Source organism: Pseudoduganella sp. GW821-FHT12E03 (assembly GCF_058807115.1).
In genome coordinates, this window is record NZ_JBXAQJ010000003.1 from 87,363 (window position 1) to 100,705 (window position 13,343).

Consider the following 13,343-nt stretch of genomic DNA (forward strand, 5'->3'; position numbering starts at 1 on the left):
TAGCCCAGCGCGGTTTTTCGGCGCGCACGAATGGCTCAGTCACTTGCAGTGTTCAATCCAATGCTCAGTGCGCATTCTCATGGCCGGTCACCACTTTCATGGTGCGCAGCACAATCCACAGATCCAGCCACAGCGACCACTTGCGCAGGTAATCGAGGTCGTAGCGGATCCGCGCCTCCATCTTGTCCAGGGTTTCGGTTTCCCCCCGCAAGCCATTGACTTGCGCCCAACCGGTGATGCCCGGCTTGACCTTGTGGCGCAGCATGTAGCCCTTGATCAGCTTGCGGTATTGCTCGTTGTGCGCCACCGCATGGGGGCGCGGTCCGACGATACTCATGCGGCCTTGCAGCACATTGATGAATTGCGGAATTTCATCGAGCGAGGTCTTGCGCAGGAACGCCCCGACCTTGGTCACCCGCTGGTCATTTTTCTTCGCCTGCGTGACTTTGGCGCCATCTTCCGACACCGACATCGAACGGAATTTATAGACGATGATTTCCTCGCCATACAGCCCGTAGCGGCGCTGCTTGAAGATGGCCGGGCCGGGCGAATCGAGCTTCACCGCCAGCGCCACGGCAGCCATGACCGGCAGCAGCATCAGCGTGATCAGGCCGCCCAGCACCATGTCGGAAGTGCGCTTGATCAGGCTGTTGAATCCGGTGAACGGGCTTTCGCAAATCGCGATCACCGGCATCCCGCCCACGTTATCGAAGCGCGCCTGCATCAGGTCGAACACATAGATATCAGGCAGGAAATACACGGAGGCCGTGGTGTCCTGCAATTCGTCGAGCAGGCGGCGGATGCGGGGCTGGGCGGAAATCGGCTGGCTGATGAAAATCATCTTGATATGGTTTTCCCGCACGAAGGCCGCGATGTCGTCCATGCTGCCCAGCACCGGGTGACTCATGTTGCCCGGCATGCGGTCGCGCGCGCGGTCGTCAAAGAAGCCTTGCACCGTCATGAACAGGTTCGGCAAGCGGTCGATAGTATTGGCAAAGCGCACGCCCACATCGTTGGCGCCGATGATCAGCGCCGAACGTTCCTGGGTCTCGCGCTCCGGATCGGAGCCCAGCTTGCGCGCCGCCGTGTGGCTGGCCAGCAGGGCAAAGGGCGTGGCGGCAAACCACACCAGCACCACGTGCTCATCATAGTGGTACGACAGGCCGCTGACGGAACCGAGGAACACCAGGATGGCGGCGGTGACGATCCAGCCGATGAAGATGTCGCGCGCATAGGCCAGCATGCGGCCGCTGCGCCAGGTCTGGTAAGGATCGACGTATTGATAGACCGAAGTGGAAATGAAGAACGCCAGGATCATCAGTACCAGCGAATAGCCGGTAAACGGTTCGGCAAACATCAGTGAAAACAGGTACAGCGTACCCATGATGATGAGGGGGTCCAGTACACGCTGGAAGAAGGAAATCAGTGGTATGTCGTTAACCGTCATGGTTTTTCTCGAAAGCTCAGAACTGTATGCTGGCGCTGGCTGCGGCGCCGTTGGCACGGTAATTGGTGGAAGCATTGCCGCTTCGCACCTCATGGAAAGCATTGACTGATAACTGCGAGGACAGCGTCGGCGCCCAGGTCAGTCCCAATGTTGCAATGCGGGTTTTATCGGACAGGTTGGGCGCCGCAAGACGTCCCTCCAGCGTACTGAAATCGCGTTTTTCGCGCCGCACCATTGCGGTCGCCGCCACCTTGCTGGTGACGTCCCACGTGGTATTGAAACTGGCGCCCTTGTTGACGCTGTTGTTGATCAAGTTGCTTTCCACTGCGGCAAAATCGCGCCAGGCCGAGGCCGACATTTTCAGCTTGCGCAGCATCGACCAGTTCATCGTGGCGCGGCCATTCAGGCCGCTGGTATCGCGCTCCGCAAACAGGCTGTGCTTGCGTTCCGCCCAGCCGGCCAGCATCTGGAATTGCGAGGTGGCGGAAAACAGCCAGTACACGTTGGCCTTCAATTCATGCTGGGTATAACTGTCGTCGACCAGCATGCCCCCCAGTGCGCGGTGGTTCGGATACTTGCCTTCGATCCGCGACGCCTGCAGGCCAAAGCGGCTGCCGCTGGGCGGCAAATAATCGAAGCCCGCATCGAGCTGGTCTTCGGTGCGGTTGTTGTACCGCTGGACCGGCAAATCGTAAGTCGACTTGTTGCGGCTGGCCGCCGCGCGCACGCGGTAGCTGGGATGAAAACGCCACGCGCCATCGGCATACTCGCGGCGCTGCACCCGCAAGTTGCGCTCAGCCGTATGGAAATCGTTGAAGGACGTCAGCGTTTGCGCATAGGTGCCGCCCAGGTGGCCTTCCAGGTGATTGCCGATGTGCCACTCGAGGTCGGCCGCGTAATCCTTGCCGTCATAGTCGAGCTGGGTATAGCGGCTGAATTTGACTTTCGAGCGCTTGATTTGCGCGGTCAGGCGCTGGCGGCTGAGTGGCATATCCACCAGCACGCCGATTTGCGTGCGCGTGAAATCATCGCCGCGCTGCGCAATCACGGCCCGTTCATCGAGGCGAAACAAATTGCTGTCATGGCTGCGCGCCACGGCCAGGTAGGGGTGGATGGTGTCGCTCAGCATGGCGTGGGCCGGCGCCAGCGGCAACGCCGCCCATGCGCCCAGCGCCACCAGTAACGAATTTTTATATGAAGGCATGGCGGCTCCTTACCAGTAATGCCAGTTGCCGGTGGCCAGCACCCAGATGCCCAGCGCGCCATTGGTGACGCCGTGCGCCAGGATGGCGGCCCACAGGCTGCCGCTGCGCATGTACAGCAAGCTGTAGGCAAGGCCTGCGACGATGCCGGCAAACCATAATTGATGTTCGACGCCAAACAGCAGCGCGGTAATGGCCAGCGCCCGGATGCCGACCCGCGCCGGCGCCACACTGAGGAAATCAGCAGACGCCAGCCAGCGCAACACCAACGAACGCCAGAACAGTTCTTCCATGATGGGCACGACCAGCGCGGCGCCCACGATCCGGATCAAGGCCAGGCGCCATTCGATCGCGCCCGCGTCATTGCGCGGATCAAAACCGGCCGAAACACCGAACTGCATCCAGCCGGCGTCGAGGTTGATCCACAGGACAAACACCAGCAGTCCGACCGCCGTGGCGGCAGCCGCGCCGCGCGCCGTGACGTCAAACCGCGCCAGTTCCACGTAGTGGCGGCGGTAAGCCCACAGCAGCGCCACCACCGCCGCGATCTTGGCGGCATACAGCCAGCGCAGGTCGGCCGGTGAGACCGCAGGCGCGCCCAGCGCCGGCCACAGGTCGGCCAGCACGATGAAGGCCATATACGCGGCAAACGGCAGGATGCGCGCGGAAGCATGGCCGGGTACGGCGCCAACAGTGGGAGAATAGGGTTTCATGCACCAGAGCAATCTTGTCAAGTTTGCGAATAATATAACTTTCAACTCAACAGGAGCGCACGGCTGGGAAACCCAATGAAAACGGCCCGCTCACATGGATGAGCGGGCCGCTTCAGGGATGGTCAGAGTGTTGCTACTTCATAGCGCCGTTTCCAGAATATGCCGGTAAGGCGCATCTTGGAGAAACCGCTGGATTTCAGCAGGCCTTTGCTGTAAAACCGCCAGTGCGCTTTTCAGCCACCGCTGTCGTTCATCGACAAGGTCCGAATCCTTGTTGAGTCCCAGCATATCCCGCGTCTGGCGAACAGTATGCTGCTGCGCTCGCGTCAAGCCGGTGACAGGCTCAATGGTGCCATCCGTCGACACACTCCATCGGACGTTGCAGCCTGGGCCAGGCTCAATCGGCAATAGTCCATTTTTCTTTTGTTGGCCGCATGTTTTGGTGTTAATGCAGCTATGAGCGTAGTTAGTGTAGGTAAAGCACAGACCTGGATGCGCATTGGGACCTCCTTTGGGCTTAATGTGCTCAACTTGTCCCGCACCAGGCTGCAACTTGCGCTCACAATAGACGCACAACCCACCCTGGTCGGCATTGAGGTCAGCCTTGACGGCGGTCTTAACCGGCAAAAATGGCGAGCTGTCAAAGTCCTGCACCAAAATGCCTGGATGTGTCGCGACAAAATACGTCAGTGCTGGTGTGGGCACCGCACGGTGTTGTAATTCAACCATGGCTACCTGACCTTTGCTGCTTTGCGTTCCGCAAGGAAGCGCCAGGTCGCCAAATCACTCTCATGGATCTGATAGCCAGCCTCATCAAGTACAGCTTTAAGCCGCACTGCGTCAGAACTGCGTTCCAGACCGGCCCGTACCAGTTGCTCAAATTGGCGTATGCTGTCCTGCAACGGCAATGGCGGTTCACGATGGGTTCCCATCACCTTGGCCAAGGCATCGCCGGCTTCATGCGCCAGCGGACTGAAATTCGGCATACTTGCTGTGTATCCGGAAGCGTCGAATTCGATCTTCCGGATATTTTCACGAGGAACAGTCGTCAGTACCTGCGGACTATGGGTAGTAACGATAAATTGCACATTGGGGAAAGCACTGGTCAGGCTTTGCAACACGACTTGCTGCCATTCCGGATGCAAGTGCATGTCCACTTCATCTATCAATACAACACCAGGCGTTTCACGAGCTGCGGCAGCCCCCAGTTGAGGATTCAGTTTTGTCGCGCGAAACGCAATGTCGGCTACCATGCCGATCATATTGCGGATGCCATCACTCAACAGCTCCACCGGCAATTCGCCATGGATGTCGTGATGTGCCACCAGCGCATCACGCGAAAATGAGTAACTGATGTTCCGCCAATCGGCAACTGCCAGGCACGTATTCACCGCATCGGAGACAGATTGGATGTACCCGTCAAATTCTGTCGGCGAAAACGGCTTGCCCTGCTCTTGGGCTGCGATTTTCGCCTCTTTGGAATTTAAGTTCCAATAGCGGAACCACGCAACGAACGCCTTGTAGCTGGAACCTGGATCAAGGCAGTCCGAATAGCCGACTGTACGTGATGTACGCGGCAGCTTGGCATCCGTTAATTTTTTTTGCTGCCATAATCGGCCCGTGCCGTAGTAGGCCAGCAAAGGAAGAACCGTATCGGTCCCCTGCGTACGCACGGCTTCCTGTTGACGCTTGCCATACTCACTCAGTTCCTTCGCATCCTTGATCGTGGTCTTGGCCTTCACAGGCCCGGCCAGGCTACGACGCCACGAGGTTGTAAGCCGGTCATCTGACAACGAGTCATCCAAACTCCCGGGTATATAACCGGTTGCTTCCAGGCGCACACCTTGAGGAGCAAATTCCATTTCGCTGCTGGCGGTTTCCCGTACCCGCGAAAGCCTGATATCGTTGGGCCCGAAATGCGCCCCGGTGCCCTCATCGAACGCCCCGACATAGGGACCAAACGCGACCGCTATCGCATCGAGTATCGATGTTTTGCCGGCGCCGTTCGATGCAATCAGCACAGTCAATCTCGGATGGAAATCGATATCGAGAGCGTCAAAGCACCGATAATCCCGCAACCGCAATGATTCGATATTCAAGCTTCGCATGGCGCCTCGTCAGTTGCGCGACTCGATGGTTTCCCACCGCTCCAGCGCCTGCATCAATTCCAGTTCGATCTGCTCGATACGTTCCTGCACGCGGCGCGCCTCGGCCGCGTTTTTCTTGTAAAAGTCCGGGTCGGACAATTGCAGGTTCAACGCGGTCTGCTCATCCTCCAGCGCGGCGATCTTGACCGGCAATTCTTCCAGTTCGCGCTGTTCCTTGTAGCTGAGCTTTTTTTGCTTGGCCGCGGCCGGCGCGGCGGGCGCCGCCGCAGCAGCCGGCTGCTCCACTTTCGGCGCGCCCTTGATCGGCGCCGGCGGCGGCGCCACCGTGTCGCGCACGCGCTCCCAGTCGCTATAGCCGCCAACAAATTCGCGCCACTTGCCCTGCCCTTCGGCCACGATCACCTGCGTCACGACGTTATCGAGGAACATGCGGTCGTGGCTGACGAGGAACACCGTGCCCTCATAGTCTTCCAACAATTCTTCCAGCAATTCCAGCGTATCGATATCGAGGTCGTTGGTGGGTTCGTCCAGCACCAGCACGTTGGCCGGCTTGGCGAACAAACGCGCCAGCAGCAGGCGGTTGCGCTCGCCGCCGGACAGCGATTTCACCGGCGAACGGGCGCGTTCCGGCGCAAACAGGAAGTCGCTCAGGTAACTCATCGCATGCTTGCGCTGGCCATTGACTTCGACCCAGTCGCTGCCGGGTGCAATGGTTTCCAGCAGGCTGGCTTCTTCATTGAGCTGGGCGCGCATCTGGTCGAAATACGCCACTTGCAGCTTGGTGCCCTGCTTGATGGTGCCGCCGTCGGCGCTTTCTTCGCCGAGGATCAGCTTCAGCAAGGTGGTCTTGCCGGCGCCATTGGCGCCGATCAGGCCGACCTTGTCGCCGCGCAGGATGGTGGCGCTGAAGTCCCGCACGATGGTTTTTTCGCCATAGGCTTTCGACACGTTCTCCAGTTCCGCCACGATCTTGCCGGAGCGTTCGCCCGACGACACTTGCAAGGTCACCTGGCCCTGCTGTTCGCGGCGCACGGCGCGCTGTTCGCGCAAGCGCTCCAGGCGGCGCACGCGGCCTTCATCACGCGTGCGGCGGGCCTTGACGCCCTTGCGGATCCACACTTCTTCCTGCGCCAGGAATTTGTCGAACTTGGCGTTCTCCACTTCTTCGATTTCCAGCTGCTCCGCCTTGCGGGTCTGGTATTGGCTGAAATTGCCCGGATACGACAGCAGCCGGCCCCGGTCCAGTTCGATGATGCGGGTGGCGACATTGTCGAGGAAGGAGCGGTCGTGGGTGATGAACAGCACGCTGCCCTTAAAGTCGCGCAACAAGCCTTCCAGCCACTGGATCGACGTGAAGTCCAGGTGGTTGGTCGGTTCGTCGAGCAGCAGCACGTCCGGCGCCGACACCAGCGCGCGCGCCAGCGCCACGCGCTTTTTCATCCCGCCCGACAGCGTCTGCATTTGCGCATCCGGGCCCAGGTTCAGGCGGTCCAGGGTTTGTTCGACCTTGTTTTTCAGGTTCCACGCATCGGCCGCGTCGAGGATGACCTGGATATCGTGCATGCGTTCCATCAGCGCGTCATCGTCGCCCTGGCCGAACTGGCCTGTCAGCGCGTCATATTCCTTCAACAGCGCCTGCAAGTCGCCCATGCCGGACGCCACCGCGTCGAACACGGTCATTTCCGGATCGAATTCCGGTTCCTGTTCGACATAAGCGATCTTGAGGCCCTGCTGCATCACCAGCAAGCCGTCGTCGAGCTTGAAGCGGCCCGAAATGATTTTCAGCAGGGACGATTTGCCCGTGCCGTTACGGCCGATCAAGCCGACCCGTTCGCCCGTTTCCAGCGAAAACTCCGCTTGGTCGAGCAGCGCGAAGTGGCCGAACGCCAGTTGCGCATTGGTGAGAGAAATAACTGCCATATTGTCGTGTCCTGCGTGGCAGGCGGTTGCATTGAAGAAGGAAACCAGCATTGTACCGGCAGCGGGGCCCATCAGCCGGAAACTGGCCGAAATCAGCCGATTTCAGCGGGAATTGCCTGGCAGTGGCTGGCATTGGCCGTGAAATGTCAGCCGCAGAACATTGGCCGCGAATTATTGGCCGCGCATTGCCGCAGGCATGGCGGCTTTGCTATCCTTGCGGCTCTTCACCCTCCGGAGTTTTTATGGCGACACTGCCTCCCGCCTATGGATCGGACCAGAATGGCCTGGTATGCGGCTATCTGTTCCTGCCCGGCCAGGCGCCGCAAACCGTGGGCGCGGCGCAGGCCGCGGCGTGGCTGCAGGGAGCATCGCAGGCGGATGGCGCCTTTGTCTGGCTGCATTTCAACCTGGCCAATACCGCCAGTGAAAAATGGCTGCACGAACACACCGCGCTGGCCGAAGAATTCTATGAAAGCCTGCATGACGGCCAGCGTTCGACCCGGATCGAAGTGGCCGACAATGCGCTGATCGCCATCGTCAACGATGTGGTTCACGACTTTTCATTCGATCCGTCCGACATCGCCACCCTGTGGCTCAGCGTGGACCGGCGCAGCGTCATCAGCGCGCGCCGTCAGCAATTGAAGGCGGTCGACAGCCTGCGGCTGGCGGTGCAGGCGGGCGAGCCGCTGCGCTCGCCGGTGGAGTTGCTGGCGCACCTGCTGCGCGACCAGGCCGACGCGCTGGTGAAAATCGTACGCGACGCCACCACCCGGGTCGATAACATCGAAGACCACCTGCTGGCCGGCAAACTCAAATACAAGCGCGCCAACCTGGGCACCTTGCGCCGCGTCCTGGTACGGCTGCGCCGCCTGCTGGCGCCGGAACCGGCCGCCCTGTTCCGCCTGCTGCAAAAGCCGCCGGCCTGGATTGCCGATGTCGACACCGAAGAATTGCGCCAGGCCAGTGAGGAATTCGCCGTGGTGCTGAACGACATGTCGGCCCTGCAGGAACGCATTAAATTACTGCAGGAAGAATTGGCGGCGCTGGTCAATGAAAGCAATAACCAGAGCCTGTACGTGCTGACCATTGTCACCGTGCTGGCGCTGCCGATCAACATCATCGCCGGCTTGCTGGGTATGAACGTGGGCGGCATTCCGCTGGCCGATGCGCCGCACGGCTTTGCCGTGGTGGTGGGAATCGTGGCAGCGTTTACCTTGATCGCGGGGTGGCTGGCGTTCCGGCGGCGGGGCGACGACGGCGCGTGATTTAGCTTTTTCGTGCCAGTCGGCTATAATTGCGCCGCGTCCTCCCCGTAGTACAATGGATAGTACACATGCCTCCTAAGCGTGGGATACAGGTTCGATTCCTGTCGGGGGGACCACCACCGCTCCCGCGCCCTCTCCTGCGGGCATCCCGCCAAGTTCACACCTGCCATGACCGGTGTTGTCGAGCCCATCCAATTACCTATCTTGGCGGGCAACACTTATTCCCATGGACCATTATTCCCGCTACGGCATTCGACTCACCCGCTTTGCTTATAATATGCTCACACATATTATATTTTCATGATGAATGCTCCCGATTTTCCTGTACAGCTTGATCTGAATGTGCTGCGCGTCGGCGCGCAGCACGCGGTGGGCGCCTTGAAGCTGCTTGCCAATGAAGACCGTTTGCTACTGCTTTGTCAGCTATCGCAAGGCGAGAAATGCGTCAGCGAGCTTGAGACGCTGCTCAATATCCGGCAACCGACGCTATCCCAGCAATTGGGCGTGCTGCGCAAGGAGGGGGTGATTGCGCCACGGCGGGATGGCAAAAATATCTATTACAGCGTGGCATCGCCGGAATTGCTGCAAATACTGACGCTGCTTTACCAGTTGTATTGCCCTGCCGGGCCGATGAATGAACGCCTTGATTCACCATTGGGCAGCACTTAAAAAGAGCCGCCGTGACCAAATCGGACACGAACACGCGGCGCAACGCGGCCCTGGTGGAGCCAACCACCGCATCGGCGTCGCCCTGCGCAACGCCGGCTAGGCAATGCCCCCTCGCCCGTGGAATTCATAGTGAATTCATTGGCGCGCATCGATCGGTTTGTCGCCTTTGGGCCAGTCGTTGACCCGGCCGGCGAATTCAGGCCGTGGCTGCCCGGTGAAATAAGCGGCAACGTCAACCGCGTCCTGCGCGGAAAGGGTTTCGCCCTGGCCGAGCGGCATATTATGTTTGACAAAGGCCGCCGCCGTATACGTGCGCGCCATCCCCGCCCCCACATTGAACGAATCCTTGCCCCACAGTGGCGGGAAGAGATAACCGCCTTGCGGATTGGGGATGCCCTGTCCTTCCGCTCCGTGGCAGGATGCACATTGCGCCGCGTAGACGGTCTTGCCATGCGCAAGGTTGGGCTTGAGCGCGGTATCGATTTTCACAAAGCCTCTGCCGCTGATGCTGGCGCCCGCCGGCACCCCGGTGGATAGCCATTTCATGTACGACAGGATGGCATTCATTTCGTCCGATTCGAAGGCAAGCGGCTTGCCATTCATCGAGCGCTGGAAACAGTCATTCACCCGCTCCTGGAGCGAAATCACTTTTCCGCTGCGCGATCGATATTCCGGAAAGGCGCCGGCCAGTCCAACCCACGGCGAAGCATAGGCAGTAGTGCCGCCATTGAGGTGACAACTGGTGCAGTTCAAGCCGTTGCCAACGTTACCCGGCAACTGCTTGTGGGTGTCCGTCAACAGGATCTTGCCGCGCCTGATGGCGTCCCCCATCGGGCCCTTGGGGATCGATGCCTCGGCAGGCACGGGCATGGTTCCCGTTGCCTGCTGGGCAAACGCCGCCATGCCCGTCACCGCCAGTAATGCAAGCGCCATGGCGCCGGTTTTCATGCTGTTCACAATGCTCTCCTTGATGTGGATTGCCTGCATTCAGGCAGTCAGTAAGACCTTCGCCACCATGCCGATGGCAATCAGGCCGGCCACCAGCGCAAAACCTTGCTGCAGCCTGGGACCGCTCAGTCGGCTGGCCACCAGCCGTCCGGACAGCATCCCCATGATGGCGCCGGCGGCGAACGGCAAGCCCACCCGCCAGTTCATGGCGCCCGCGATGGCGCTCGACAGGACACCCGTGATGGAGACCAGTGTAATGACCGCCAGCGAGGTGGCGACGACGGACTGCATCGGGGCGTTCGTCGCACGCCGCAGCGCCGGGACAATGACAAAGCCGCCGCCGACGCCAAGCAGGCCGGACAGGAAGCCGGCGCCGATCCCCGAGACTGCCAGCGCGCGCGTACAGGCTGCGGTCCAGATAAACCGGCCGCTGTCCGTGTTGAGCTGGCAGGGCTGCAAAGGCAGGGGCGACACCGGCGGGGATTGCGGCGCGGCCGCCTGGCGGAACATGCGCCACGCCACATACGCCAGTATGGCGGCGAAGAGCAAGGTCAACGGCCCATTCGGAATCTGATGCGCCAACCATAAGCCCAGCGGAGAAAAAAGCATGCCGGCCCCGGCCATGAGTATGGCGGCGCGATACCGGACGATCCCCGTGCGCAGTCCGATGACGGCGCCCACCGCCGCGGACAGGCCGACGGCCAGCAGCGCAACCGGCGCCGCCTGCGCCACGCCCAGATGCAGCAGGAAAAGCAGCAGAGGAACAGCGAGGATCGCGCCACCAGCCCCCGTCAGCGCCAGGATCAGGCCGACAACGGCGCCCAGGACCACGCTGCCCGTCAAAATACTGTCCATTTCAGCCACCCTCCCCACGCTTAACGGGTGCTCGACGTTGCCGGTGAACCCAGCCGCTCAGCCAGTTCAAAAACCGCCATGCCGGCCAACATCGCCGCGACGAAGCCCCAGGCTTTCGGATAGCCGGCCCCCAGTGCAACCAGTGCGGGCCCCGGACAAAAACCGGCCAGTCCCCATCCGATACCGAATGCCGCGCTGCCCAGCAACAGCCTCGGTGTGACAGCAGTGCTTGCCGGCAACTGCATGGGCAACCCGAGCAGCGACCGCTCCCGGCGTCTGGCCGCCAGGAAAGCCACCGCGCCAACGGCAATCGCCCCGGCCATCACCAGGGCCAGGGACGGATCCCAGCGGCCCGCGAGGTCGAGAAAATTCTGGACCTTGGCCGGATTGGCCATGCCGGAAACCATCAGGCCGACGCCGAAGAGCAGGCCTGCGAACAAGGAAGTCAGTGTGGTCATCTCATCCCCCAATCAAGTGCCGTTGCACGAACACAGTCACGAAACCCGCCGCCATGAACGTCAGGGTGGCGGCCAGCGAACGGATGGCGCCGCGCGAAATGCCGCACACCCCGTGGCCACTGGTGCAGCCGCTGGCGTAGCGGGTGCCCAGCCCCACCAGGAAGCCGGCGGCCAGAATTTCGCCCCAGCCTGCCTGGATGTCCGCCATGGCTGGCCGGCCGAGCAGGCTTGCCACGAGCGGCGCGCCAACCAGGCCGGCGAGGAAGGCCACGCGCCAGGCGATATCGCGCTTCGGCAGGCTCAACAAGCCGCCCAGGATGCCGCTGATGCCGGCAATCCGGCCGTTAAACAGGACCAGCACGGCCGCCGCCGCGCCGATCATCAAGCCGCCGGTGAAAGACAGCCCGGGGGTGAAGTGAGCAAAATCAATCAGCATGTCGCCTCCTGGTTGGTGGTGGTGATACCGCAAAACTGTTGATACAGGACTGCCATGACGGCAAGCGCCTGCGGGCTCGCCACCGCATAGAACACGTTCTTGCCATCCCGGCGCGTGGTCACCAGCTCGTTTTCGCGCAGGATGGTCAGTTGCTGGGACAACGTTGGCTGCCGGATGCCCAGCTGCGCTTCCAGTGCGCCGACGGACATCTCGCCCTGGGACAGCTGACACATCAGCAGCAAACGGTCCGGGTTGGCCAGCACCTTAAGCAGCGCACATGCATTTGCCGCCGCCGCTTGCATGGATTCAAGGTCGATGGTGGGGTGGAATATTTTCATCTGGTGACGCCCTACGATATACATGAACACATTATATAACAAAATAAAATGTTTTTGCGTATAATGATTTAACCTAAGGAGGAACATCATGCGACCAGCGATACATGCATTCTTCGACGCGGCAACCTGGACCGTCACTTATGTGGTCTACCAGGAGGGGCGCCCCGAATGCGCCATCATCGACTCCGTGCTGGACTACGACCACAAGGCCGGCCGGACAGCCACCGCCAGCGCGGATCAGGTCATCGCCTTCGTGCTCGAACACGGACTGCACGTGGAATGGATACTGGAAACGCACGCGCATGCCGACCACCTGTCCGCGGCGCCTTATCTCAAGCGGCAGCTGGGTGGCCGGATTGCCATAGGCCGCCAGATTCGCCGTGTACAGGGCGTATTCAAAGGCCTGTTCAACCTGGAGCCAGGATTCCAGCCAGACGGGACCCAGTTCGACCACTTGTTCGAGGACAATGAAACGTTCACCATCGGCGCCATGACCGGCATCGCGCTGCACGTGCCTGGCCATACGCCGGCCGACATGGCATACCGGATTGGCGATGCGGTGTTTGTCGGCGATACGCTATTCATGCCGGATGTCGGCACCGCCCGTTGCGACTTCCCCGGTGGAAATGCGCACGAGTTGTACCGTTCCATCCGCAAGCTGCTGGACCTGCCCGGCCAGACGCGCTTGATGATGTGCCACGACTATCCGCCCGAAGGGCGTGCTCCGGCCTGGGAATGCACTGTCGACCAGCAGCGCCGGCACAATATCCATGTGCACGAGGGCGTCTCCGAGGAGCAGTTTGTCGCGTTAAGGAACGCCCGCGACGCGACGCTGGCGATGCCGACCCTGATCCTGCCTGCGGTACAGGTCAATATCCGGGCCGGGGAACTGCCGCCACCCGAAGAGAACGGCATCCGCTATCTGAAAATCCCCCTCAACGCGGTGTAACGACGGCGTGGCACAAGACAGCGCCGCGCCCTCCC

14 protein-coding genes and 1 tRNA gene are annotated in these 13,343 nt (G+C 60.9%); 4 read left to right on the forward strand and 11 right to left on the reverse strand.

What is annotated here, in order from left to right:
- Positions 1–64 precede the first annotated feature (64 nt).
- The 6 genes from AC1RRC_RS08170 to AC1RRC_RS08195 all read right to left on the reverse strand — a co-directional run bounded on the left by AC1RRC_RS08170 (position 65) and on the right by AC1RRC_RS08195 (position 7,390).
- On the reverse strand, positions 65–1,447 hold the full coding sequence (locus AC1RRC_RS08170; protein WP_493054789.1) for an undecaprenyl-phosphate glucose phosphotransferase: 1,383 nt from the start codon (positions 1,445–1,447) through the stop codon (positions 65–67).
- 16 nt (positions 1,448–1,463) lie between these two features.
- A complete protein-coding gene (epsL, locus tag AC1RRC_RS08175; RefSeq protein ID WP_493054790.1) occupies positions 1,464–2,651 on the reverse strand; it encodes an XrtB/PEP-CTERM-associated polysaccharide biosynthesis outer membrane protein EpsL in 1,188 nt (395 codons plus the stop codon).
- A 9-nt stretch (positions 2,652–2,660) separates the two neighbouring features.
- Positions 2,661–3,362, reverse strand: a complete 702-nt coding sequence (locus AC1RRC_RS08180; RefSeq protein ID WP_493054791.1) for a CAAX prenyl protease-related protein — start codon at positions 3,360–3,362, stop codon at positions 2,661–2,663.
- A gap of 138 nt (positions 3,363–3,500) precedes the next feature.
- On the reverse strand, positions 3,501–4,091 hold the full coding sequence (locus AC1RRC_RS08185) for a retron system putative HNH endonuclease (RefSeq protein ID WP_493054792.1): 591 nt from the start codon (positions 4,089–4,091) through the stop codon (positions 3,501–3,503).
- Between the two features lie 2 nt (positions 4,092–4,093).
- The gene (locus tag AC1RRC_RS08190) at positions 4,094–5,470 is read right to left on the reverse strand and encodes an AAA family ATPase (protein WP_493054793.1); all 1,377 of its coding nucleotides are present in this window, start codon (positions 5,468–5,470) and stop codon (positions 4,094–4,096) included.
- A gap of 9 nt (positions 5,471–5,479) precedes the next feature.
- Entirely contained in the window at positions 5,480–7,390 is a 1,911-nt protein-coding gene (locus AC1RRC_RS08195; protein WP_493054794.1) for an ATP-binding cassette domain-containing protein, read from the reverse strand.
- Between the two features lie 242 nt (positions 7,391–7,632).
- On the opposite strand from AC1RRC_RS08195, the gene AC1RRC_RS08200 reads away from it, so the two are divergent.
- The 3 genes from AC1RRC_RS08200 (at position 7,633) to AC1RRC_RS08210 (ending at position 9,324) form a co-directional block, all read left to right on the forward strand.
- Positions 7,633–8,655 (forward strand): transporter, encoded by a 1,023-nt coding sequence (locus AC1RRC_RS08200; RefSeq protein WP_493054795.1) that lies wholly within the window; start codon positions 7,633–7,635, stop codon positions 8,653–8,655.
- Between the two features lie 41 nt (positions 8,656–8,696).
- Positions 8,697–8,771, forward strand: a tRNA-Arg gene (locus tag AC1RRC_RS08205).
- A 184-nt stretch (positions 8,772–8,955) separates the two neighbouring features.
- Positions 8,956–9,324, forward strand: a complete 369-nt coding sequence (locus AC1RRC_RS08210) for an ArsR/SmtB family transcription factor (RefSeq protein WP_493054796.1) — start codon at positions 8,956–8,958, stop codon at positions 9,322–9,324.
- A 135-nt stretch (positions 9,325–9,459) separates the two neighbouring features.
- Here AC1RRC_RS08210 and AC1RRC_RS08215 read toward each other — a convergent pair whose 3' ends face one another.
- The 5 genes from AC1RRC_RS08215 to AC1RRC_RS08235 are packed head-to-tail and all read right to left on the reverse strand — an operon-like array spanning position 9,460 to position 12,359.
- The gene (locus AC1RRC_RS08215; protein WP_493054797.1) at positions 9,460–10,281 is read right to left on the reverse strand and encodes a c-type cytochrome; all 822 of its coding nucleotides are present in this window, start codon (positions 10,279–10,281) and stop codon (positions 9,460–9,462) included.
- Positions 10,282–10,311: 30 nt separating this feature from the next.
- The gene (locus tag AC1RRC_RS08220) at positions 10,312–11,127 is read right to left on the reverse strand and encodes a sulfite exporter TauE/SafE family protein (protein WP_493054798.1); all 816 of its coding nucleotides are present in this window, start codon (positions 11,125–11,127) and stop codon (positions 10,312–10,314) included.
- 20 nt (positions 11,128–11,147) lie between these two features.
- On the reverse strand, positions 11,148–11,585 hold the full coding sequence (locus tag AC1RRC_RS08225) for a DUF6691 family protein (protein ID WP_493054799.1): 438 nt from the start codon (positions 11,583–11,585) through the stop codon (positions 11,148–11,150).
- 1 nt (position 11,586) lies between these two features.
- Positions 11,587–12,021 (reverse strand): YeeE/YedE family protein, encoded by a 435-nt coding sequence (locus tag AC1RRC_RS08230; RefSeq protein WP_493054800.1) that lies wholly within the window; start codon positions 12,019–12,021, stop codon positions 11,587–11,589.
- Positions 12,015–12,359, reverse strand: a complete 345-nt coding sequence (locus AC1RRC_RS08235; RefSeq protein WP_493055505.1) for an ArsR/SmtB family transcription factor — start codon at positions 12,357–12,359, stop codon at positions 12,015–12,017. The genes AC1RRC_RS08230 and AC1RRC_RS08235 overlap by 7 nt, the downstream gene beginning before the upstream one ends.
- Before the next feature lie 88 nt (positions 12,360–12,447).
- Here AC1RRC_RS08235 and AC1RRC_RS08240 point away from each other — a divergent pair, with 88 nt between their 5' ends.
- On the forward strand, positions 12,448–13,308 hold the full coding sequence (locus AC1RRC_RS08240; protein WP_493054801.1) for an MBL fold metallo-hydrolase: 861 nt from the start codon (positions 12,448–12,450) through the stop codon (positions 13,306–13,308).
- The last annotated feature ends 35 nt before the right edge of the window (positions 13,309–13,343 follow it).

Bases quoted from the DNA above. Each gene is read 5' to 3' on its own strand.
- AC1RRC_RS08225 (WP_493054799.1), bottom strand. From the start codon at position 11,585: ATGACCACACTGACTTCCTTGTTCGCAGGCCTGCTCTTCGGCGTCGGC.
- AC1RRC_RS08185 (WP_493054792.1), bottom strand. From the start codon at position 4,091: ATGGTTGAATTACAACACCGTGCGGTGCCCACACCAGCACTGACGTAT.
- AC1RRC_RS08240 (WP_493054801.1), top strand. From the start codon at position 12,448: ATGCGACCAGCGATACATGCATTCTTCGACGCGGCAACCTGGACCGTC.
- AC1RRC_RS08180 (WP_493054791.1), bottom strand. From the start codon at position 3,362: ATGAAACCCTATTCTCCCACTGTTGGCGCCGTACCCGGCCATGCTTCC.
- AC1RRC_RS08195 (WP_493054794.1), bottom strand. From the start codon at position 7,390: ATGGCAGTTATTTCTCTCACCAATGCGCAACTGGCGTTCGGCCACTTC.
- AC1RRC_RS08190 (WP_493054793.1), bottom strand. From the start codon at position 5,470: ATGCGAAGCTTGAATATCGAATCATTGCGGTTGCGGGATTATCGGTGC.
- AC1RRC_RS08210 (WP_493054796.1), top strand. From the start codon at position 8,956: ATGATGAATGCTCCCGATTTTCCTGTACAGCTTGATCTGAATGTGCTG.
- epsL (WP_493054790.1), bottom strand. From the start codon at position 2,651: ATGCCTTCATATAAAAATTCGTTACTGGTGGCGCTGGGCGCATGGGCG.
- AC1RRC_RS08220 (WP_493054798.1), bottom strand. From the start codon at position 11,127: ATGGACAGTATTTTGACGGGCAGCGTGGTCCTGGGCGCCGTTGTCGGC.
- AC1RRC_RS08200 (WP_493054795.1), top strand. From the start codon at position 7,633: ATGGCGACACTGCCTCCCGCCTATGGATCGGACCAGAATGGCCTGGTA.
- AC1RRC_RS08170 (WP_493054789.1), bottom strand. From the start codon at position 1,447: ATGACGGTTAACGACATACCACTGATTTCCTTCTTCCAGCGTGTACTG.
- AC1RRC_RS08235 (WP_493055505.1), bottom strand. From the start codon at position 12,359: ATGAAAATATTCCACCCCACCATCGACCTTGAATCCATGCAAGCGGCG.
- AC1RRC_RS08230 (WP_493054800.1), bottom strand. From the start codon at position 12,021: ATGCTGATTGATTTTGCTCACTTCACCCCCGGGCTGTCTTTCACCGGC.